At 55.7% G+C, this 19,574-nt stretch carries 18 protein-coding genes, 1 tRNA gene and 1 riboswitch; of the genes, 10 read left to right on the top strand and 9 right to left on the bottom strand.

Features of this window, described 5'->3' with window-relative positions; translation table 11 throughout:
- The first annotated feature begins 210 nt into the window (after nt 1–210).
- From ACK2JC_RS13715 to ACK2JC_RS13700, 4 genes are all read left to right on the top strand, one after another.
- On the top strand, nt 211–591 hold the full coding sequence (locus tag ACK2JC_RS13715) for a type II toxin-antitoxin system PemK/MazF family toxin (protein WP_368271097.1): 381 nt from the start codon (nt 211–213) through the stop codon (nt 589–591).
- A 30-nt stretch (nt 592–621) separates the two neighbouring features.
- The gene (locus ACK2JC_RS13710) at nt 622–849 is read left to right on the top strand and encodes a helix-turn-helix domain-containing protein (RefSeq protein ID WP_002589006.1); all 228 of its coding nucleotides are present in this window, start codon (nt 622–624) and stop codon (nt 847–849) included.
- Between the two features lie 104 nt (nt 850–953).
- Nucleotides 954–1,391 carry a helix-turn-helix domain-containing protein gene (locus ACK2JC_RS13705; protein WP_002569113.1) on the top strand — a complete coding sequence of 146 codons (438 nt, stop codon included), beginning with the start codon at nt 954–956 and terminating at the stop codon, nt 1,389–1,391.
- Nucleotides 1,369–2,769 (top strand): tyrosine-type recombinase/integrase, encoded by a 1,401-nt coding sequence (locus ACK2JC_RS13700; protein WP_368272317.1) that lies wholly within the window; start codon nt 1,369–1,371, stop codon nt 2,767–2,769. Before ACK2JC_RS13705 ends, ACK2JC_RS13700 begins: the two co-directional genes overlap by 23 nt.
- 348 nt (nt 2,770–3,117) lie before the next feature.
- On the opposite strand, the gene ACK2JC_RS13695 is transcribed toward ACK2JC_RS13700, so the two are convergent.
- Both ACK2JC_RS13695 and ACK2JC_RS13690 read right to left on the bottom strand, forming a co-directional pair.
- A tRNA-Arg gene (locus tag ACK2JC_RS13695) sits at nt 3,118–3,194 on the bottom strand.
- Nucleotides 3,195–3,507: 313 nt separating this feature from the next.
- A complete protein-coding gene (locus ACK2JC_RS13690; protein WP_092362533.1) occupies nt 3,508–4,380 on the bottom strand; it encodes a DUF3881 family protein in 873 nt (290 codons plus the stop codon).
- A gap of 270 nt (nt 4,381–4,650) precedes the next feature.
- Nucleotides 4,651–4,739, top strand: a riboswitch (glycine riboswitch).
- A 186-nt stretch (nt 4,740–4,925) separates the two neighbouring features.
- Here ACK2JC_RS13690 and gcvT point away from each other — a divergent pair.
- From gcvT to lpdA, 6 genes are all read left to right on the top strand, one after another.
- The gene (gcvT, locus tag ACK2JC_RS13685) at nt 4,926–6,026 is read left to right on the top strand and encodes a glycine cleavage system aminomethyltransferase GcvT (protein WP_320938065.1); all 1,101 of its coding nucleotides are present in this window, start codon (nt 4,926–4,928) and stop codon (nt 6,024–6,026) included.
- A gap of 161 nt (nt 6,027–6,187) precedes the next feature.
- On the top strand, nt 6,188–6,571 hold the full coding sequence (gene gcvH, locus ACK2JC_RS13680; protein WP_320938064.1) for a glycine cleavage system protein GcvH: 384 nt from the start codon (nt 6,188–6,190) through the stop codon (nt 6,569–6,571).
- Nucleotides 6,572–6,585: 14 nt separating this feature from the next.
- Nucleotides 6,586–7,932 carry an aminomethyl-transferring glycine dehydrogenase subunit GcvPA gene (gcvPA, locus tag ACK2JC_RS13675; RefSeq protein WP_320938063.1) on the top strand — a complete coding sequence of 449 codons (1,347 nt, stop codon included), beginning with the start codon at nt 6,586–6,588 and terminating at the stop codon, nt 7,930–7,932.
- A 2-nt stretch (nt 7,933–7,934) separates the two neighbouring features.
- Entirely contained in the window at nt 7,935–9,380 is a 1,446-nt protein-coding gene (gene gcvPB / locus ACK2JC_RS13670; protein WP_320938062.1) for an aminomethyl-transferring glycine dehydrogenase subunit GcvPB, read from the top strand.
- Between the two features lie 180 nt (nt 9,381–9,560).
- Complete coding sequence (locus tag ACK2JC_RS13665) at nt 9,561–10,580, top strand: lipoate--protein ligase (protein ID WP_320938061.1); 1,020 nt, start codon at nt 9,561–9,563, stop codon at nt 10,578–10,580.
- A gap of 71 nt (nt 10,581–10,651) precedes the next feature.
- Complete coding sequence (gene lpdA / locus ACK2JC_RS13660) at nt 10,652–12,025, top strand: dihydrolipoyl dehydrogenase (protein ID WP_320938060.1); 1,374 nt, start codon at nt 10,652–10,654, stop codon at nt 12,023–12,025.
- Between the two features lie 105 nt (nt 12,026–12,130).
- Here the strand turns inward: lpdA and ACK2JC_RS13655 are convergent, their stop codons facing one another.
- The 7 genes from ACK2JC_RS13655 to ACK2JC_RS13625 all read right to left on the bottom strand — a co-directional run bounded on the left by ACK2JC_RS13655 (nt 12,131) and on the right by ACK2JC_RS13625 (nt 19,519).
- Nucleotides 12,131–13,351 (bottom strand): PrpF domain-containing protein, encoded by a 1,221-nt coding sequence (locus ACK2JC_RS13655; protein WP_320938059.1) that lies wholly within the window; start codon nt 13,349–13,351, stop codon nt 12,131–12,133.
- A 148-nt stretch (nt 13,352–13,499) separates the two neighbouring features.
- Nucleotides 13,500–14,552: a C45 family peptidase gene (locus ACK2JC_RS13650; RefSeq protein WP_320938058.1), complete on the bottom strand. Its 1,053-nt coding sequence runs from the start codon at nt 14,550–14,552 to the stop codon at nt 13,500–13,502.
- 36 nt (nt 14,553–14,588) lie between these two features.
- A complete protein-coding gene (locus ACK2JC_RS13645) occupies nt 14,589–15,653 on the bottom strand; it encodes a C45 family autoproteolytic acyltransferase/hydolase (RefSeq protein WP_411338502.1) in 1,065 nt (354 codons plus the stop codon).
- Between the two features lie 38 nt (nt 15,654–15,691).
- Nucleotides 15,692–16,642: an oligopeptide/dipeptide ABC transporter ATP-binding protein gene (locus tag ACK2JC_RS13640; protein ID WP_320938056.1), complete on the bottom strand. Its 951-nt coding sequence runs from the start codon at nt 16,640–16,642 to the stop codon at nt 15,692–15,694.
- The gene (locus ACK2JC_RS13635) at nt 16,643–17,638 is read right to left on the bottom strand and encodes an ABC transporter ATP-binding protein (protein ID WP_092362511.1); all 996 of its coding nucleotides are present in this window, start codon (nt 17,636–17,638) and stop codon (nt 16,643–16,645) included.
- A gap of 22 nt (nt 17,639–17,660) precedes the next feature.
- A complete protein-coding gene (locus ACK2JC_RS13630; protein ID WP_227169507.1) occupies nt 17,661–18,563 on the bottom strand; it encodes an ABC transporter permease in 903 nt (300 codons plus the stop codon).
- A 2-nt stretch (nt 18,564–18,565) separates the two neighbouring features.
- Entirely contained in the window at nt 18,566–19,519 is a 954-nt protein-coding gene (locus tag ACK2JC_RS13625; protein ID WP_148485689.1) for an ABC transporter permease, read from the bottom strand.
- Nucleotides 19,520–19,574 lie beyond the last annotated feature (55 nt).

Genomic DNA, 19,574 nt, shown 5'->3' with positions numbered 1-19,574 from the left:
AACAACCGTCGCAGGCCATGGGTAAGACCAAACGAAGTGGAGGTGAAATTCCTGAGAAGCAGGCCAGCCACCTGCGGCTTAATGATTACCCAAATCCCTGGGGTGTCGTGGACAAGTAAGGGATAAAACAGGCGCTAAATTGAAGGAGACTCTGTAATTTGCAGAGCCTCCTTCTTACATAATCAAATCTCAAAACATAGGAGGATGAACATGAAAGAAGATTGGATTTATAAGCGTGGGGATTTATATTATGCCAATTTGAACCCTTATTTTGGATCAGAGCAAGGCGGCACCCGTCCTGTCCTGGTTCTTCAAAACAATGTGGGGAATTTTTTCTGCCCCACCTTGATCGTAGCTCCGCTCACCAGTAAATGGATTAAGAAAAAGGAGCTGCCCACACACTATGCACTGGAGAGCGTTCCAGAGCTTGGACTGAAATCTGTTGTTCTGCTGGAGCAAATTAAAACGATTGATAAAAGGCGTGTTTTATCGTACATTGGGCGCGTATCTCGCGAAGAAATGAGAGCGATTGATGAGTCTCTGCAAGTTAGTTTAGATATTCATATTCCGGAGGAAATGGAGGCTCCGTAAGACCACTTACCGGATAAAGGAGGCGTTTTTATGTTTGAAGCAAGAATTGCGGAATTGAACCGCTTTAATGAACAAAATCCTGTCAGCTATGACAAAAGGACCTATACGGTCGATGAGATTCAGGACATTCTGGGTATCAGTCGTCCCACAGCATATAATCTGGTAAAACAAGGTGTATTCCACAGCGTCAGAGTCGGCGGTCATATCCGCATTTCCAAAAAGAGCTTTGATGACTGGCTGGATCACACAGATGAATGATTTGTCAAGGATGCCGATCTCCAAATCGACATCCTTAACTTTTTTTCTGCTTTCTCTTACAATGAGGCCATAGCAAGAAAAACTTTATAGAGGAGGCAAAAGCCATGCAGAAACAAAGAGTAAAGACCAGTATGTCTGTACCAGAGATGGGCAAAATGCTTGGGCTTGGTAAAGTAGAATCCTACTGGTTGGTTAAAAAGAACTATTTCAAAACAATTCAAGTGGCCGGACGAATGAGAGTTATGCTGGATAGCTTTGAAGATTGGTATGCCGGCCAGTTCCACTATAAAAAAGTGGATGGTACACCGCCCGGAGAGAAATGGCGGCATACTACGATGTCAGTACCGGAAATGGCGGATCTTTTGGGGCTGAAATCTGGCACAGCTTATGACCTTGTTAAAAGGGGCTATTTTGAGACGACCTTGATTGATCGAAGAATTCGTATCATTACCAGCAGTTTTGAAGCCTGGTATCAAAAGCAAACTCATTATGTGAAAATCTCAGAAAGGAGCAATGAAAATGGCATCTATCGTGAAGCGTAAAAGCAAATATTCTGTGGTGTATGATTACACAGATGAAAACGGAAAACGCAGACAGCGTTGGGAAACCTTCAGCACAAATGCAGAAGCAAAAAAACGAAAAAAGCAAATTGAGTATGAGCAGGACTCTGGAACCTTCTTTATTCCTACGGCAAAGACCCTGAACGATCTGCTCGATGAATATATGTCCATCTATGGTGTAAATACCTGGGCAATGTCAACATATGAAAGCCGCCGTGGTCTGGCGAGAAACTACATAACTCCTATTATCGGAGATATGTTGCTATCCGACATCACTCCAAGGATGATGGATAAGTATTACCGCGATCTGCTCTCTGTGAAAACGGTAAGCGTCAACAACCGCAAACCCACAAGCGAATATCTGACCCCGCATACAGTAAGAGAAATTCACAAGCTACTTCGCAGTGCCTTTAATCAGGCGGTGCGTTGGGAACTAATCAGCCGTAACCCTGTCCTGAATGCGACACTTCCCAAAGAAGAACATAAAGAACGGGATATATGGACTGCCGAAACTCTGAGCAAGGCTATGGAAGTCTGTGATGATCCTATCCTCTCCCTTGCCTTAAATCTGGCGTTCTCCTGCTCTTTACGCATTGGCGAAATGCTGGGCCTTACCTGGGACTGTATTGATATTGCACCACAGAGCATAGAAAATGGTTCAGCTTATATATTCGTCAACAAAGAGCTGCAACGGGTTACACGAGGTGCATTGGACGATTTGAGTGACAAAGGTGTTATTAAGAAGTTTCCACCTTGCATAGCCAGTACCCATACTGCTCTGGTCCTGAAAGAGCCTAAAACCAAAACCAGTATTCGCCGTGTGTACCTGCCGAAAACAGTTGCCTATATGCTGGTAGAAAGAAAAAAAGAAATTGATGAGCTGATGGATCTGTTTGGAGATGAATACATCGACAATAACCTGGTCTTTTGCTCCAGCAATGGCCGTCCGATGGAAAGCCAGGTAATTAACCGTGCTTTCAATAAACTTATCAAAGAAAACGGACTGCCTCATGTTGTATTCCATTCTCTCCGTCACTCCAGTATCACCTACAAGCTGAAACTCAATGGTGGCGATATGAAATCCGTCCAGGGCGACTCTGGTCATGCTCAGGTAAAAATGGTTGCAGATGTCTACTCTCACATCATCGACGAGGATCGCTGCATAAACGCTCAGCGATTGGAGGAAGCATTTTACTCATCCAAGACTCCTGACCCTGTTGAAGATACAGAGCCTAAAACTGCGGATACTGCCGTCACTGAAAGTGATGAAAGTGATGAAAGTGATGCAGCAAAGATACTGGAACTGCTTAAAAATCCCGAAACTGCCGCACTGCTCAAGCAGCTGGCAAAAGCTTTATAAAGTCCCTCCCTCAGAAGAACGCCTCTCACTTTGTGAGAGGTTTTCTTCGTTTGAACCACTTTGCACAGTGACCAAACACTTTTTTTGTTAGCAAGGTTCTGAAAGCATTTTTGAGCGATGTTAGCAAATTCGCGATTTTGTTTGCAACTTCCTCTAATTTCTGCTAACAAATGTTTGCAAGTTCCTTTGGTAAAAATCGAACCTCTGACTTACCGCCTTTCTTAGCAAAAGGCCAAATCTCGTTAGCAAATGTTAGCAAACCAAGGTTTTTTGCAAAAAAGCCACAAAAGCCGCAGAAATAAGAAAAGCCGAAAACCCTGATAAATCAAAGGTTTTCGGCGTGTTTGCTGGCGTCCCTGGCGGGATTCGAACCCACGGCCTTTCGCTTAGGAGGCGAACGCTCTATCCTGCTGAGCTACAGAGACATCTATTCAATTAAAATTGGTAACGATCACTTTTCATCGTAAGGCGGCCGGTAGAGCATAACCTTAGGAGGCGTGTGCTCTATCCAACTGAGCTACTGAGACATGGCTGGTTTTATGACTAAGCCCGAAGAAACTCGAACTTGAATCCTATATGAAGTTTTTCCAAGGTGGCCGTTGTAACGCAACCTTAGGAGGCGGACGCTCTATCCTGCTGAGCTACAGAAACATCTTTTATGAATATACTACGCGGATCACCCGGCAAACGCCGTTTGGTCCGCTTTCTATAGTATCCTATTTTTCAAAAAAAATCAAGTCAAAATTCCACCGTGCCCTGCATCCAGACCTGGCCCTTGAACCTGCGGCCCGGCAGGGGTTCGCCCAGAAGATCCTTCTTGTTGATGGCCACATAAAACTGCATGTCGTTGCAGTCCAGCTTCAGGTTGTAGACCTCCTCGCCGGTCATGCGGTTGGTCTTGATCTCCATGTCCGTGATCTCGCCGATCACCGCGTACTGGTCGCACTCCACGCCGCAGGGCATAAAGCAGGTGTCGATGATGGAGTACACGTCCTCGTGTGCAATCCGTCGGGACACCATGGAATAGAGGTCGATGTCCTCGATGGTCAGCGTCTCGATGGCGTCCTCGTCCCCATTCTTCGCCGCCTCGATGAGCCGCGTCCGCTTTTTGGACTCCTGACGGCTGTTCTCGGCCTGCTGCCTGGTTTTTTGCACCGGAAGAAGGATCTTGCCCTGAACCGCCAGACCGGTCAGGGAAACGCCCTTGGCCTCGGTCACTTCTTTGTTCTGCCTGCGCAGGCGGTACTCCAGGGAATTCTCCATATAAAAGATCAGGGAAATGCCCACCCGGTATTCGTCCAAAAGCCCGGCGTAGGTCTCTTTCTCCGCGTGACGCTGGATGGAACATTCGGCGGCAGAGCTGATTCCGGTATTCTTCACGTAAGGAAAATAATACTCCTGGCTGAAGTTCCCTTCTTCGTCCATCTCACCGGCAAGCACCACGCCCATATCGTCCGCCAGCTCGGCCCGCAGCTCGCAGAACATGCTGCCGTCCTTCTCCGCCATTCTGCCGGTGCGAACCGCCTGGGCGGCAAGCTCCTTTAAGAGCGCTTCCATATCCCGCTTTTTCTGGTACATACTGAATCCCACCGTGCGCATAAACTTGTGCATCCACGTCACCTTCTTTCTTCCTGACAACAATGGTCCGCAAGCTGCGCCGGCGGCCCATCACCATTCAAATAAAGAGGCGATCTGATCAATATCCGTCGCCCCCGTGTTCCTCCGCCCATTATATACTACTTCCCCCAGGATTACCAGCCCTTTTTTAAAGAGGATTCGGAAAAATCGGGCGTCCATTTTCTACAAAAGACGCGGTATGTATATGTTGACGGGAAATCCATCCTATGATAAGATTAATTTATGAAAACCGCATAATTTCGGATGATGGATCTGGGAGAGACCGGGCGGGAATTGTCCCGGAGCCGAAGGGGAAGCGAAAAACTCTCAGGCAAAAGGACCAGATACCGTACGAAACTCTGGAAAGCGATGACGCACCGACGAAGCCCAATCTTTCAGGTTAAGAGACAGAGCGCACAGACAACATTCCGTTGTCTGCGCGCTTTTCGTTTTATATTTAACAAACTTCCCACGGCGCGCCTCAATCACTGCTTTTCCCGCGGTAAACAAGATCCGAACACAAAAGGAGGATATTTTCTATGTCAACCGAAACCAATGGTTTAAAAACGCCTCTCTATGACATCCATGTGGAGAGCGGCGGTAAGATCGTTCCCTTCGCCGGGTATCTGCTCCCGGTGCAGTACGGGACGGGCGTAATCGCGGAGCACATGGCGGTGCGCACGAAATGCGGGCTCTTCGACGTCTCCCACATGGGCGAGATCATTTTAAAGGGCCCAGACGCATTAAAAAACCTGAACAACCTGCTGACCAACGACTACACCGTGATGGCCGACGGCCAGGCCCGCTACAGCCCCATGTGCAACGAGGAGGGCGGCGTGGTGGACGATCTCATCGTCTATAAAGTGCGGGACAACTGCTATTTCATCGTGGTCAACGCGGCCAACAAGGATAAGGACTACGCCTGGATGAAGGCCCACGTGACCGGCGACGCCGAGCTCTCGGACATCTCCGCCTCCGTGGCCCAGCTGGCCCTCCAGGGCCCCAAAGCCATGGACATTTTGCGGAAATTGGCAAAGGAGGAGGACATCCCGGAGAAGTATTACACCTGCAAGTTTCACTGCACCATCGACGGCATGGACTGCATCATCTCCAAGACCGGGTACACCGGCGAGGACGGCGTGGAAATCTACCTTGCGTCCGGGGATGCGCCCAGACTGTGGCGTCTGCTCATGGAAAATGGACGGGACGAGGGACTGATCCCCTGTGGGCTGGGAGCCCGCGACACCCTGCGCCTGGAGGCTTCCATGCCCCTGTACGGCCACGAGATGGACGATACCATCTCCCCCAAGGAGGCGGGCCTTGGCATGTTCGTCAAGATGGATAAAGAGGACTTCATCGGCAAGAAGGCCATCGAGGCCAGAGGCCCTCTGACCCGCAGGCGCGTTGGCTTAAAGGTGACCGGCCGCGGAATCGTCCGGGAACACCAGCCCGTGTACGCCGACGGCAAACAGATCGGCGTCACCACCTCCGGCACCCACTGTCCTTATCTGGGTTATCCCGTGGCTATGGCGCTGCTGGATATCGCCTACAAGGAGCCAGGCACTGCCGTGGAGGTGGACGTGAGAGGCCGCCGGGTTGCGGCGGAGGTTATCAAGCTGCCGTTCTATAAGAGATCCTGAACAATTTAATGTAAACTGCAACTGTTCAGGACATCCGATGTGGAAATTGGCACGAAAATCCGTTTACAAGCGAGCTTGACGCGGCTTTCCGAGCCAATTTCCCCGCCGTCCTGAACTGTTACCATAAACTATAAAAAACAATTTCCCCAGGAGGTAATACGATGAATTTTCCCAACGATTTAATGTACACCAAGTCCCACGAGTGGATCAAAATGCAGGAGGACGGCACCGCATTGGTTGGCCTGTCCGATTACGCCCAGGATGCGCTGGGTGATCTGGTCTTTGTGAGTCTGCCTGAGGCAGGCGACGAGGTAGCCGCGGGTGAGCCATTTGCCGACGTGGAGTCCGTAAAGGCCGTTTCCGACGTGTACTCCCCGCTGACCGGCGTGGTGGACGCCATCAACGATAATCTGTTGGACACCCCGGAAGCTATCAATGAAGCGCCCTACGACGCATGGTTTATCAAGGTGCGGGACATCACCGACAAGGAAGAATTGATGGACGCCGAAGCCTATGAGGCATTCTTAAAGACAATCGAAGAATAAAAGGGGGACACAACATGGGATGCTACATACCGGGTACGGAACAGGAGCAGCTGGAAATGCTGGAATCCATCGGCTTTGACAGCTTCGACGGCCTGTTCTCCCACATTCCGCAGCAGGTCCGTCTGGAAGGCGGCCTCAATCTGCCGGAGGGCTTAAGCGAGCTGGAGGTCATCCGCAAAATGGCGGACGCCGCAGAGAAAAACACCGTGTTCCGCCACATTTTCCGCGGAGCAGGGGCTTACAACCACTACATACCCGCCATCGTAGGCAGCGTGACCGGCAAGGAAGAATTCGTCACCGCCTACACGCCCTATCAGGCTGAGATCAGCCAGGGCATTTTACAGTCCATTTTCGAGTACCAGACCATGATCTGCGAGCTCACCGGCATGGACGCGTCCAACGCCTCGGTCTACGACGGAGCCACCGCGGCCGCGGAAGCAGCGGCTATGTGCCGGGACCGCAAGCGCAGCACCGTGTATATTTCCGCCGCCTCCCACCCGGATGTGATCCAGGTGGTAAAGACCTACTGTTTCGGCAGCAATACCAAGGTGGTGGTGGTGCCGGAAGCTGATGGGGTCACGGATGCGGACGCTCTGGCAGAGCTTCTGGCAGCCGATCCCCAGGCATCCTGCTTCTATATGCAGCAGCCCAACTACTACGGCTGTCTGGAGGACGTGGACAACTTAGGCCGGATCGCCCATGAAGCCGGAGCCAAATTCATCATGGGCTGCAACCCCATTTCCCTGGCGCTGTTAAAGACCCCGGCTGAGTGCGGGGCCGATATCGCGGTGGGCGACGGCCAGCCACTGGGCATGTCCCTGGCATTTGGCGGTCCCTATCTGGGATTCATGGCCGCCACAGCTGCCATGACCCGCAAGCTGCCGGGCCGCATCGTGGGCGAGACAAAAGACGACCAGGGCAACCGGGCCTTCGTGCTGACCCTGCAGGCCCGGGAACAGCATATCCGCCGGGAGAAGGCCAGCTCCAACATCTGCTCCAACCAGGCCCTCTGTGCGCTGACCGCCAGCGTCTATATGACCGCAATGGGCGCGGACGGCATGGAGGAGGCGGCCAGACAGTGCATGTCCAAGGCACATTACCTGAGGGACCGTCTGAGCGCCGCCGGGCTGGCTTCCAAGTATGAGAAACCGTTCTTCCACGAGTTCGTCACCACCGGGCCCGAGGGCAGCGCGGACGCCGTGCTGAACGCCCTTGAAGCCAAGGGAATCCTGGGCGGACTCCCCCTGTCGGACCATGAAATTCTCTGGTGCGCCACGGAGATGAACACCAAAGAAGAGATGGATCAGGTCGCTGAAATTGTGTCCAATGCGTTAAACGCCGAGAAAAAGGAGGTGGGCTGATTATGAAGCTGGTATTTGAAAAAGGGGCAAATGGCCGACATCTGAGCGTGCTTCCCCACTGCGACGTTCCCGCGTTTACGCCGGAGGACAGCATGCAACGCAGCTCCAAACCGCGCCTGCCCCATATGTCCGAAACTGAAATCAGCCGCCATTACACCCAGATGGCCGGCCGCACCCACGGGGTCAACGACGGGTTCTACCCCCTTGGCTCCTGCACCATGAAATACAATCCCAAGGTCAACGAGGAAGCCGCAGCCCTGCCTGGCTTTAAAAAGCTTCACCCCCTTCAGCCCCTTAGCACCGCCCAGGGCGCGCTGGAGGTGCTCTGGAACGCGGAGCGGCTTCTGTGCGAGATCACGGGCATGGACGCCATGACATTTGAGCCCGCGGCGGGCGCCCACGGCGAGTTCACCGGCCTGCTGCTGATCAAGGCATACCACGTGCACCGCGGGGACGAGAAGCGGACCAAGATCATTGTCCCGGATTCCGCCCACGGCACCAACCCGGCCAGCGCCGCCATGTGCGGCTACCAGGTGGTCAGCATCCCATCCCGGGAGGACGGCTGCGTGGACTTGGATCAGCTGCGTCAGGCAGTTGGCGAGGACACGGCCGGACTTATGCTGACCAACCCCAACACGGTGGGTCTGTTTGACAAAAATATTCTGGAAATCACCGAGATCGTGCACCAGGCGGGCGGGCTCTGCTACTACGACGGAGCCAACTTGAACGCCGTCATGGGCATTGTGAGGCCCGGAGACATGGGATTTGACGTGGTGCATCTGAATCTGCACAAGACATTTTCCACGCCCCACGGAGGCGGCGGACCCGGCAGCGGGCCGGTGGGCTGCAAAGAGTTCCTGGCGCAGTTCCTGCCCGGCAGCCGTCCGGTGAAGGACGAGGCCGGAAATCTGACCTTCGGCGTGGAGGAGCATTCCATCGGCAAGGTGAAACAGTTCTACGGCAACTTCCTGGTGGTAGTGAAGGCGCTTTCCTACATTCTGACGCTGGGACGGGAGGGCATACCGGCGGCGGCTAAGAACGCCGTGCTGAACGCCAACTACATGCGGGTGAAGCTCTCCGACGTCTATGAGATGGCCTACGACGAAATCTGCATGCACGAGTTCGTCATGAGCCTGGAGCATTTGAAACACGAGAAGGGCGTGACGGCAATGGATATCGCCAAGTCCCTGCTGGACTACGGCATCCATCCGCCGACCATGTATTTCCCGCTGATCGTCCACGAGGCCCTGATGGTGGAGCCCACGGAGACGGAATCCCGGGAGACCCTGGACGAGGCCATCGAAGTTTTCCACAAGATTTATCAGGAAGCCCTGGACAATCCACAGTCTCTCCACAGCGCTCCCCACAACACCCCCATCGGACGGCCCGACGAGGTTACCGCAGCCCGCAAGCCGGTGCTGCGCTACAGCTGGGAGAACGAGGGCTGATTGACAACCACAAGTGGTTCCCTACCGGATTTTATCCGCAGGAAACCGCACGGAATATCTACCACCGCCGGGGCGCACACTGCAAACCGGCGGTTGCGATTCACGGGGAATTTTAGAAAATGTGCCTGCGCGCGGCGGACATGCGGTGGGCGGGCATTTTACAAATAAGGCGGTAACAGAATGATTCAACATTTAACCTGGATTGAGACAGACAACACATGGCCCTACCGGAACCTGGCCATGGAGGAATATATGACAAGCCATGTGCGGGAAGGGGAATGCATCCTTTTTCTGTGGCAGAACCGCCGCACCGTGGTGATCGGGAAAAATCAGAACTGCTGGAAAGAATGCCATGTAGGCACGCTGGAGGAGGACGGCGGATTTCTGGCCCGCCGGCTGTCCGGCGGCGGGGCCGTGTTCCACGACCTTGGGAACTTAAATTTCACCTTTATCGCCAGGCGGGCCGACTACAATGTGGATCGCCAGCTCCAGGTGATCATCGCCGCCCTGGAAGCTCTGGGGTTGCACAGCGAGAAAACCGGGCGCAACGACGTGACCGTGGACGGGCGCAAATTCTCCGGCAACGCGTTTTTCCAGAGCGGCGACTATTGCTGCCACCACGGCACGCTGCTGGTGGACGTGGACCGGGAGCTGATGTCCCGGTATCTCAACGTTTCCAGGGAAAAGCTGGCTTCCAAAAGCGTTTCCTCGGTCAAATCCCGGGTGGTGAACCTGCGGGAGCTGCTGCCGGGGCTGACGCTGGAACAGTTGAAAATGGCCCTGGTGGACGCGTTCTCACAGGTCTACGGCATGAGACCCCGGCATATGGAGGAGGGGGAGCTTCCTGCGGAGGAGATTGAACGGCTGACGGAGCGTTTCGCGTCGGCTGCGTGGAAATATGGGCGGAAAATGCCCTTTGACTACGAGCTGGCACGGCGCTTTGGCTGGGGAGATATCCAGCTGCAGCTCCATGTGGAGGGCGGTGTCGTGCTGGACGCCGCAGCGTATTCCGACGCAATGGACCCGGAGTTCATCGGGCGGCTGCCGGAGGCTTTAAAGGGCTGCGCTTGCGGCCGTGAGGGGCTGTGCGGGGCGCTGGAACAGATGGCGGGGGAATATGGCGCTGGAACAGACCCCGGCGGCGCTCCCCTCTCCCAGGTGTTATCCGACATCAAAGCCCTGATTTCCGAGAGCTTTTAATTCAGCTTCCGCCGCCGATGGCGGCGGCCCCACCCCACCTCTCAAAAATCAACCATGAAAGGGATTAAATTATGGCAGACAGATATGATCTCATTGTAATCGGCGCAGGCCCCGGCGGCTACGAGGCGGCCATCGAGGCCGCCAAATCCGGTATGAAAACCGCTCTGATCGAGCGGCGCGAGCTGGGCGGAACCTGCCTGAATCGGGGCTGTATCCCCACCAAAACCCTGCTGCACACCGCGGAGCTTTACCGGGAGGTAAGCGGCGCCTGCGCAGTGGGCCTGGAGACGGAAAACCTCCGCTGCAACATGGCCCAGCTTCAGGCCCGCAAGAACGCGGTGGTGGAGCAGCTCCGGGGCGGCATCGCCTCCCTGATGAAGGCCAATAAAGTTACCGTGATCCAGGGCTCCGCCTCCATCGTGGACTCCGGTCAGGTACGTGTCGAGCCCGACGGAACCGAGCTAGAGACAGAGCACATCCTCATCGCCACCGGCTCCATCCCCGCGGTGCCCCCTATCCCCGGCGCAGATTTGCCGGGCGTGGTCACCAGCGACGAGCTGCTGGACTGCGACAAGCTGCCCCAGAGCCTGGTCATCATCGGCGGCGGAGTGATCGGCATGGAATTCGCCTCCGTGTTCAGCGCCTTGGGCTGCCGGGTCACGGTGGTAGAGGCGCTGGAGCGCATCCTTGCCAACATGGACAAGGAGATTTCCCAGAACCTGAAAATGATCATGAAAAAGCGCGGTGTGGACATTCACGCAGCCGCCATGGTGCAGGAGATCGCCGCGGACCCGGAAGGCGGCCTGATCTGCTCCTACACGGAAAAAGACAAACCGGCTCAGGCCCAGGGGGACCTGGTGCTCATCGCCACCGGGCGGCGGGCCTGCACGGAAGGGCTGTTTGCAGCGGACGCCTCCGAGGCCGTAAAGTCCATGGCAATGGACCGCGGCCGGGTTCAGGTAAATGGATGCTTTGAGACCAGCGTTCCCGGCATTTACGCCATCGGGGATGTGACCGGCGGGATTCAGCTGGCCCACGCGGCCACCGCCCAGGGGCGGAACGCGGTTGCGGCCATGGCCGGAAAAGAGCCGTCCATCGACTTATCCGTGATTCCCGGCTGCGTGTACACGGACCCGGAGATCGGCTGCGCGGGCATCACGGCGGACGAAGCCAAGGCCGCGGGCCTGGAAGTCATTTCCCGCAAATACGTGATGGGCGCAAACGGCAAATCCATCCTCTCCGGCCAGGAGCGGGGCTTCATCAAGGTTGTGGCCGCGGCCGACACCCACCGTATACTGGGCGCTCAGATGATGTGCGCCAGGGCCACGGACATGATCAGCCAGTTCTCCGCAGCGATCGTGAACGGGCTGACCCTGGAAGACCTGGCGCGGGTGGTATTCCCCCATCCCACGTTCAGCGAGGCAATGGGGGAAGTGGTGCGGTAGGCGGCATCCCGCCAAGGCAGGCATCAAAATGAAATCTGACGCGTAAACAAAGGACAGGACCCGGAATCCATTCTCCCGAGCCCTGTCCTTTCATTTCATTTCTATCTAAACCTCATCAACCCAAAGGGTCCCCCGCATAATTGTGTTTGCCGTTCTCAGCACGGTTCCGCGGATAACTTCATCCCCGTCCACTTCCATCTGCACCTCCGTGCAGCCGCCCGCGTGGCCGAGCACTACGCCGTTGCCAGCGCCAATAGGACGGGAGACATTGCGATTATCCGCTGCCGCACCACCGGGCACCCGATCATCCGCTCCCGCACCGCACGCCTCCCCGCTGTCCGCCCAGGAATCATTTTCTTTCCGCACCACCTCATACGCCACCGTCCCCGGAATCCGGGCTGCAGCTGCGGTCGCCATCGACGCCGCAATAGGATACGCCCTGTGCAGCCTGGTTATAAACGAGCGGCAGCAGATATCCATCTCCTCCGCCTCGATTCGGTTCCCATCCATATCCTCATAGCTCTGAGGCGGGGAAACAATACCCACAAAGGGCATATATGTGGATTTTATGGCCGCGTCCTCCCAGCGGTCCACCAGCCCGAACACCTGGGCTGCCATGCCTCTTACCCGGCCCACCAGATCGATAAAATCCTTTCTGGTATTCAAGCTTGTCAGCTCCGTCCCGGTCAGCCCCACGTCGGCGGCCTTAAAGAGCACCACCGGGTTAGCGCAGTCGATCAGCGTGACCGGCAAATCCCCGTGCCCCGGAATATGGAACAAATCGATCTTATTCCCCGTAGGGAACAATTTACCCGTCAGCCCGCCCCCGGGCCGCTCAAAGGACAGCCACACCGGCGAGCCGCTTCCGGGCGCTCCGCAGATCACAGCGTCCCCATCGATACAGCTCTTCCCGTCCTTCACCTGCACCCGGCTGGTGATGATCCTGCGGGTATTGGTATTATAAATCCGCACCACGGTCTCCGGCTCCCTGGCCTCCACCATACCCTCGTCGATGGCAAACGGCCCAACGGCCGAGGACATGTTTCCGCAGTTTCCCCGGTTGTCCACATAATAATTCTCTGAATCCACCTGGAAAAAATTGTAATCCACATCCGCCTCAGGCCCCTGGTGGGGGGAGATCACCGCCACCTTGTGGGTGGGGAAATCCACGCCCATGGCGGAAAGCCCCGCCGCCGTCCTCCGAACCCCCAGAGCCTTGATAAACAGCTCCGGCCAAAGGGATTTATCCTCCGGCAAATCTTCCTCCTTAAAAAACAGCGCCCTGCTGGTGCCGCCGCGGATATAAGTACACGGTATTTTTCTCATATCGTATTTTCCTCACAAAGAACAGGGCCGCATTTTCTACCGGTCACCATCCGCTCCGTTTCCGGCAGCGCACGATACAAATGCCTTGTGAACCGCAACTGCTGCAGCCCCATCATCATTTATCTCACCTTAAACCGCTTCCGTCCCCCTACAGAACGTAAGTGCTATACTCCCCGCTGCAAGGCTGCCCCGCGCAGATATGGATCACTCCGGCCTCGAAATCCATGATCTCATTGGAAACTGTACAGGACCTCATACCCAGAGGCAGCGTCGGATCGGCGGGATGACGGCAGAGCGCCTGAGGATAATTCTCATGGTCCGCCATACAGCATTTGATGTATTCCGCGTCGATTTCCCCGTGTTTCTTCATCAGAAGCTCGCGCAGGCGGGCGTCTCTGGGGGAGCGCTGCAGCGCGTGAATCTCCGGCTGAACAACAAAGTGGTTGGCATGGGTCACGACGCCGTTCTCCGTCTCGATCATATCCACGCCGCCGGGATACACTTCAAAATCCACCGCCTTCTTCTCCTTGTATCCCGCGATCATGATATTGCAGGACACCGCCCGCGGGAAGTTCAGGATGAAATCCTTGATCTCGTCGAAGGTCTTATATTTCAACAGCTGCCTTCTGGCGAACACCGTGGGGAGTCCCACCGCCCAGGCGTCGTAGATGGACTGTAAATTGTTGCTGACCGATCCCAGCCCGTGGCTGTTCATGCCGCCGCGGATCACCTGTCCCGCCTCAGTGAGGCCCATGATCCGGGTGCCGTCCGGCTGGGTGATGTGGATGATCATCACGTGATCCATGATTCCTACCCGGTAATCCCAGTTCTTCACCAGGTACATCTTGCCGTCCCTGGCCGCCTCAGGCAGCACCGCGGCCGTGGTGCACTCATGTTTCTGGGGGAATTTGGTAATTTCATAGCGGCAGTTGACCACCATGATGTCCGCCAGGGAAAAGCCTGAACCCTCGGCGATGCCCTCCACTTCCTCCATAACCTCCGGCGCCACCCTCCGCGTAATGTCCACGAAGGATAATGCGAACTGCTGAATCTCCTCCCAGGAACGGTCGGAGCTGCCCGCAAATACCTGCTTGTAGTCGCTGATGGCGTGGGCGATCAAATCCTTCGCCTGGCGGCCGTAGTCCTTTCCAATCTCATAATAAGTCGCGCCGGACACCTTATTAAAAGGATAATGTAACATTCCAAAACTCCTTTCCGAATCTGACAATTCTGAACCTTATAATTTATAGGGGATATACTCGCCCTCACAGGGCGGTCCTGAACAAATATACGCCGTATTTTCCGCAAAATCCACGATCATGGAGGCCACCGTGATTCCCGCCGGGATGTAGGTCCGCTTGTCCCCCGCAAAGGTGGGATGGCTGCAAATAGCCTTGGGCCAGTATTCATGATCCTTCATGCACTCCATGATATAGGGCACGTCGATATCGCCCCGGCGTTTAGCAAGCAGCTCCATCAACCTGGCGTCCCGCACCTTGAGCCGCTCGGGGAACGCATCCGCCTCCGCGTCCACCACAAAATGGTTGGCGTGGGTTAAGATTCCTCCCTGGGAATACACCTGGTCCATACGCTCCGGCTGCACCTCAAAGTCCAGCACCTGCCCCTTGGACCCCACCAGCATGATGTTGTTGGAAACGCAGCGCTTGAAGCTGCGCACCAGCTTTGCCGCCTCCTCGAAACTGCGGCTGGCCAACACCCTGCGCCGCAGGAAGGTCACGGGAAGCCCCTCCCCGTAGTGGTCGTGAACCGACTGCATCCCGTTGTTCACAATGGCGACCCCGAAGGAATTGAATCCCTCCCTGGGCATCTGCCCCGCCTCGGTCCAGCCAATGGCGGAATACTCCCTCGTGCGGATGCGCAGCAGTACGATGTGGGGGATCGTTTTCTCAAAGAAATCCCAATTTTTTACAGCATAAGTCTTTCCACCCCTGGACGCCTCCGGCAGCACAGCCGCGGTGGTGCACTCCTCAGGCTTGGAAATCTTGCTGATCTCATACCGGCAGTTGACCGCCATAATCTCCGCCAGCTCCCGCCCGGAACCGGAGGCCAGCCCTTTGGCCTCCTCCAGAATCTCCGGCATGGACTCCTCAATCACAGGCACGTAACCCATGGCGTAGTCTTTCGCCTCATCCCAGGTAAAACCCTGTTTCCTAAACGACTCTTTGTAGTATTCGATACAAATGCCGATGCGCTCCACGGCCTGGCTGCCGTACTGCACCCCGCGCTCAAAGGGCGTCTCGGCGGTAATTTCAATCAGCGGATATGGCTCTCTCTTCTCCATTCCAACAATGTGCTCCTTTCAGTTCGTCTGTTTGATTCTCACTCATGCAGGCGGCAGGCGACATAGTGCTTGGGCGCGACCTCTCTGAGCTTCAGGCCGTCTTCCCTGCAGCGATCCGTCACATAGGGGCACCGGTCGGCAAAGCGGCATCCGGGCTTGGGATTGATGGGCGACGTCACCTCGCCCTTGATGATCTCAAGCTTCTTGCGGTCCTTTAAGGACGCGATGGGAATGGCGTTCAAAAGGGCCTTGGTGTAGGGGTGCTGCGGATGGGCGAACAGTTCGTTGGTGGGCGCGTGCTCCACGCACTGTCCCAGATACATCACCGCGATATTGTTGCTGATATGTTTGATCACGCTCAAGTTGTGGGTGACGAACATGTAGGTCAGGCCCATCTCATCCTGCAAATCCATCATCAGGTTCAGAATCTGGGCCTGAATGGACACGTCCAGTGCGGACACCGGCTCGTCGCAGACGATGAACTCCGGGTCCACGGACAGGGCGCGGGCGATGCCGATGCGCTGTCTCCTGCCGCCGTCCAGCTCGTGGGGATAGGAGTTGATAAACCGCTCCGCCAGTCCCACCGTCTCCATCAGCCAGTAAACCCGGTCCAGCCGCTCCGTATTGTTCTTCAGGGTCTTGGTGGTGATCATGGGCTCCGCGATGATCTCACTGACGGACATTCTGGGATTCAGGGAGGTGAAGGGATCCTGGAAGATGATTTGCATCTTCTTGCGCATCTCCTTCATCTGCTTTGTTGAATAATCAACAATATTCTGTCCGTTGTACAGGATTTCCCCGGACGTAGGCTCCAACAGGCGCAGAATCGTCCTTCCCAGGGTGGACTTACCGCAGCCGCTCTCGCCCACCACGCCCAGGGTCTCGCCCTTCATGATGGAAATGTTCACATGGTCAACCGCATGAAGATTTCCCCGTTTGGTGTTAAAATATTTCACTAAATCTTTTGTCTGAATCAATGGCGTATCCATTTATTTTCCCTCCCCGCCGTTTTTATCGTCCTGCAAATAGAGGAAACACTTAATCTGATGGCCGTCAAAATCAGCCATACCCGGCGCTTTCGTGTTGCAAATCTCCATGCAGTGCGGGCAGCGGTCCGCGAACCGGCACCCGGGAATGGGTTTCGTGGGGTCCGGCATCAACCCGTCGATGGGCGTCAGCCTGGCCGCGTTGCTGGTGATATCCGGGATGGACCCGAACAGCCCCACGGTGTAGGGGTGATGCTTCTCCCCCTCATAAATATCCTCAATCTTCCCGTACTCCACGATCTCGCCCGCGTAGATGATGGCTACCCGGTTGCAAATCTGCGCCACAACGCCCAGATCGTGGGTAATCATAATCATGGAGGTGTTTAAACGCTCCTTCAAGTCCTCCATCATCTTCAGCACCTGGGCCTGGATGGTCACGTCCAAAGCCGTGGTGGGCTCGTCCGCCAAGAGCAGCCTGGGCGTACAGGACAGCGCCATGGCGATCACGATTCTCTGGCGCATTCCGCCGGAGAACTGATGGGGGTATTCCACCTTGCGCTCCGCCGGGATTCCCACCAGCTCCATCATCTCGTCCACCTTTTTCTCCACATCGGCGTGGCTCATGCCCGTATTGTGGAGCAGGATCACCTCGGCGATCTGGCTCCCCACCGTGTGCAGGGGGTTCAAGGCGCTCATGGGGTCGGCGAAAATCATGGAGATATCATTTCCGCGCAGCATGCGCATCTTCTCTTCTTTCATGTTGACCACGTCCTGGCCCTCGAACAGAATCTCGCCCTTCGTGATGAAGCCGGTGCGCTCCGGAAGTAATTTCAGGATACTGAGGGCGATGGTGGTCTTTCCCGCTCCGGTCTCCCCCACCAGGCCCAGGGTCTCGCCCTTGTCCAGCTCCAGGTTGATCCCGTTTAAGGCGTACACGTCGTCCTCATCGGTTTTATACATAACATGCAAGTTCTTGATTTCCAGCAATTTTTCTGACATACCTTTGCTCCCTTCCCTGTAATCAGTTTCTCAGCCTTGGGTCCATGGCGTCTCTCAGACCGTCACCCGCGAGGGTAAGGGACATAACGGACATTACCACGGCAAATCCGGGGAACAGGGACAGATACGGATAGTACCTCATCTGGGTCTTTGCGAAGGACAACATGCTGCCCCACTCCGGCGTAGGCTCGGAAACGCCCAGTCCCACGAAGCTCAAGGACGCAACGGTGATCACGGAACGGGCCACGGTCTGGGTAACCTGAACCAGCACGGGACCCATGGCGTTTGGCAGAATGTGCCGCATAATGATCCGGGCGTCGCTGGTGCCGCAGGCCCGGCAGGCCTCGATATACTCCTGACCCTTGACGCTCATAACCGCCGACCGCACGATACGCGCCATTCTGGCGATCTGGGAAACACCCATTGCCACGATCATATTAAACATGCTGCTGCCCAGGGCGGAGATGATGGTAATGGCCAGCAGTGTGCTGGGAATGGCCATCAGCACGTCCATGAGACGCATGAGCACATTGTCCACCCGCCCGCCGTAATAAGCCGCGGTGGCGCCGATCAGACCTCCAAAGGTCAGGGACACGGCCACGGTGGCGATTCCCACGAACATGGAAATGCGGCCGCCGTAGATCACACGTGTAAAATAATCCCGCCCGTACTGGTCGGTTCCGAAGAAATGGGCCGCGCTGGGACCCTGGTAGGCGTTGGCGATATCCATGGTCAGCACGCCGCTCTCATAGTCCAGCCAGAGGTCCGCGCTGAGCACCGTGATGGCCATCAGGGCGAATACGATCAGCCCGGCAAGGGCCAGTTTGTTCTTTTTAAAACGGAGCCAGATCGTCTTCCACTGGCTTTTTTTCCTGGCGGCATTGTATTTGCTCTTCACGCTGCCGTCTGCTGTCATAGTAACCATACTCATGCCTTCTTCACACTCCTTTTCACAGAAGTAAACTGGGATGCCAGTCTCGGATCGATGTATGTGTAGACAATATCAACCAACAGGTTGATCAGGCTGGCGAAAATAGCCGTGGTCATAACCGCGCCCATGACGATGGGCGTGTCCTTCTGGCGGATGGCGTTGATCATCAGCTGGCCCAGTCCGGGAATGGTGAACACCTGCTCCAGCACGATGGAGCCGCCCAGGGCGAAACCGAAGTTGGTGCCGATTACGGTGACCACCGGAAGCAGGGCGTTGCGCAGGGCGTGTCCGTAGGTTACGGTTCTGGGAGCCGCGCCCTTGGCCTTTGCGGTGCGGATGTAATCCTGGCGGATGACCTCCAGCATGGTGGTTCTGGTCATACGCAGCAGCGCCGCCGTGGTGGAGGACGCCGAGGCGATTACCGGCAGAATATAGTGCTTTGGCGACGACAGGCCCATCATGGGAAGCCAGCCCAGTTTGATACAGAAGAGCATCATCAGCAGCATGGCCAGGAAGAACGCTGGCATGGAGGTGATGGTCAGGGAGACCGCCAGGGTCAGGTTGTCCGTGAGGGAATACTGCTTGATCGCGGACAATATGCCGATGGGCAGGCCCACGATCACCGCCACGCAGATGCTGAAGGTGGCAAGGCTTAAGGTGTAGGGCATACGCGCCACAATCTCGTCAAAAACCGGCAGGCCGGAGGTATAACTGGTCCCCAGGTCTCCATGGGCGGCGTCCACAACATACCGTCCAAAGCGGATGAAGAAGGGATCGTTGAGCCCCATCTCCTCCCGCAGCGCCTCCTGAGCCTCGATGGGAGCGCCCTCGCCCAGGATCATCATAACCGGATCGCCCGGTGTGAGCTCCATGATGGCGAAAATGATGAATACGACGCCTATGATTACGGGGATCATCATCAATAGTCTTTTTCCTATATATTTGAGCATAAACATCCTTTCCACAGCCGGTGGACGGCCGCTAACACGGTTTCTCTGTTAAAAA

The organism is Enterocloster lavalensis (assembly GCF_046603895.1).
Classification (GTDB): Bacteria; Bacillota; Clostridia; order Lachnospirales; family Lachnospiraceae; genus Enterocloster; species Enterocloster lavalensis.
This window is presented reverse-complemented; position numbering and strand designations above follow the sequence as displayed.

What these genes read in the sequence shown, in the direction of transcription:
- ACK2JC_RS13715 (WP_368271097.1), top strand. Translation starts at nt 211, where the DNA reads ATGAAAGAAGATTGGATTTATAAGCGTGGGGATTTATATTATGCCAAT.
- ACK2JC_RS13710 (WP_002589006.1), top strand. Translation starts at nt 622, where the DNA reads ATGTTTGAAGCAAGAATTGCGGAATTGAACCGCTTTAATGAACAAAAT.
- ACK2JC_RS13705 (WP_002569113.1), top strand. Translation starts at nt 954, where the DNA reads ATGCAGAAACAAAGAGTAAAGACCAGTATGTCTGTACCAGAGATGGGC.
- ACK2JC_RS13700 (WP_368272317.1), top strand. Translation starts at nt 1,369, where the DNA reads ATGGCATCTATCGTGAAGCGTAAAAGCAAATATTCTGTGGTGTATGAT.
- ACK2JC_RS13690 (WP_092362533.1), bottom strand. Translation starts at nt 4,380, where the DNA reads ATGCACAAGTTTATGCGCACGGTGGGATTCAGTATGTACCAGAAAAAG.
- gcvT (WP_320938065.1), top strand. Translation starts at nt 4,926, where the DNA reads ATGTCAACCGAAACCAATGGTTTAAAAACGCCTCTCTATGACATCCAT.
- gcvH (WP_320938064.1), top strand. Translation starts at nt 6,188, where the DNA reads ATGAATTTTCCCAACGATTTAATGTACACCAAGTCCCACGAGTGGATC.
- gcvPA (WP_320938063.1), top strand. Translation starts at nt 6,586, where the DNA reads ATGGGATGCTACATACCGGGTACGGAACAGGAGCAGCTGGAAATGCTG.
- gcvPB (WP_320938062.1), top strand. Translation starts at nt 7,935, where the DNA reads ATGAAGCTGGTATTTGAAAAAGGGGCAAATGGCCGACATCTGAGCGTG.
- ACK2JC_RS13665 (WP_320938061.1), top strand. Translation starts at nt 9,561, where the DNA reads ATGATTCAACATTTAACCTGGATTGAGACAGACAACACATGGCCCTAC.
- lpdA (WP_320938060.1), top strand. Translation starts at nt 10,652, where the DNA reads ATGGCAGACAGATATGATCTCATTGTAATCGGCGCAGGCCCCGGCGGC.
- ACK2JC_RS13655 (WP_320938059.1), bottom strand. Translation starts at nt 13,351, where the DNA reads ATGAGAAAAATACCGTGTACTTATATCCGCGGCGGCACCAGCAGGGCG.
- ACK2JC_RS13650 (WP_320938058.1), bottom strand. Translation starts at nt 14,552, where the DNA reads ATGTTACATTATCCTTTTAATAAGGTGTCCGGCGCGACTTATTATGAG.
- ACK2JC_RS13645 (WP_411338502.1), bottom strand. Translation starts at nt 15,653, where the DNA reads ATGGAGAAGAGAGAGCCATATCCGCTGATTGAAATTACCGCCGAGACG.
- ACK2JC_RS13640 (WP_320938056.1), bottom strand. Translation starts at nt 16,642, where the DNA reads ATGGATACGCCATTGATTCAGACAAAAGATTTAGTGAAATATTTTAAC.
- ACK2JC_RS13635 (WP_092362511.1), bottom strand. Translation starts at nt 17,638, where the DNA reads ATGTCAGAAAAATTGCTGGAAATCAAGAACTTGCATGTTATGTATAAA.
- ACK2JC_RS13630 (WP_227169507.1), bottom strand. Translation starts at nt 18,563, where the DNA reads ATGGTTACTATGACAGCAGACGGCAGCGTGAAGAGCAAATACAATGCC.
- ACK2JC_RS13625 (WP_148485689.1), bottom strand. Translation starts at nt 19,519, where the DNA reads ATGCTCAAATATATAGGAAAAAGACTATTGATGATGATCCCCGTAATC.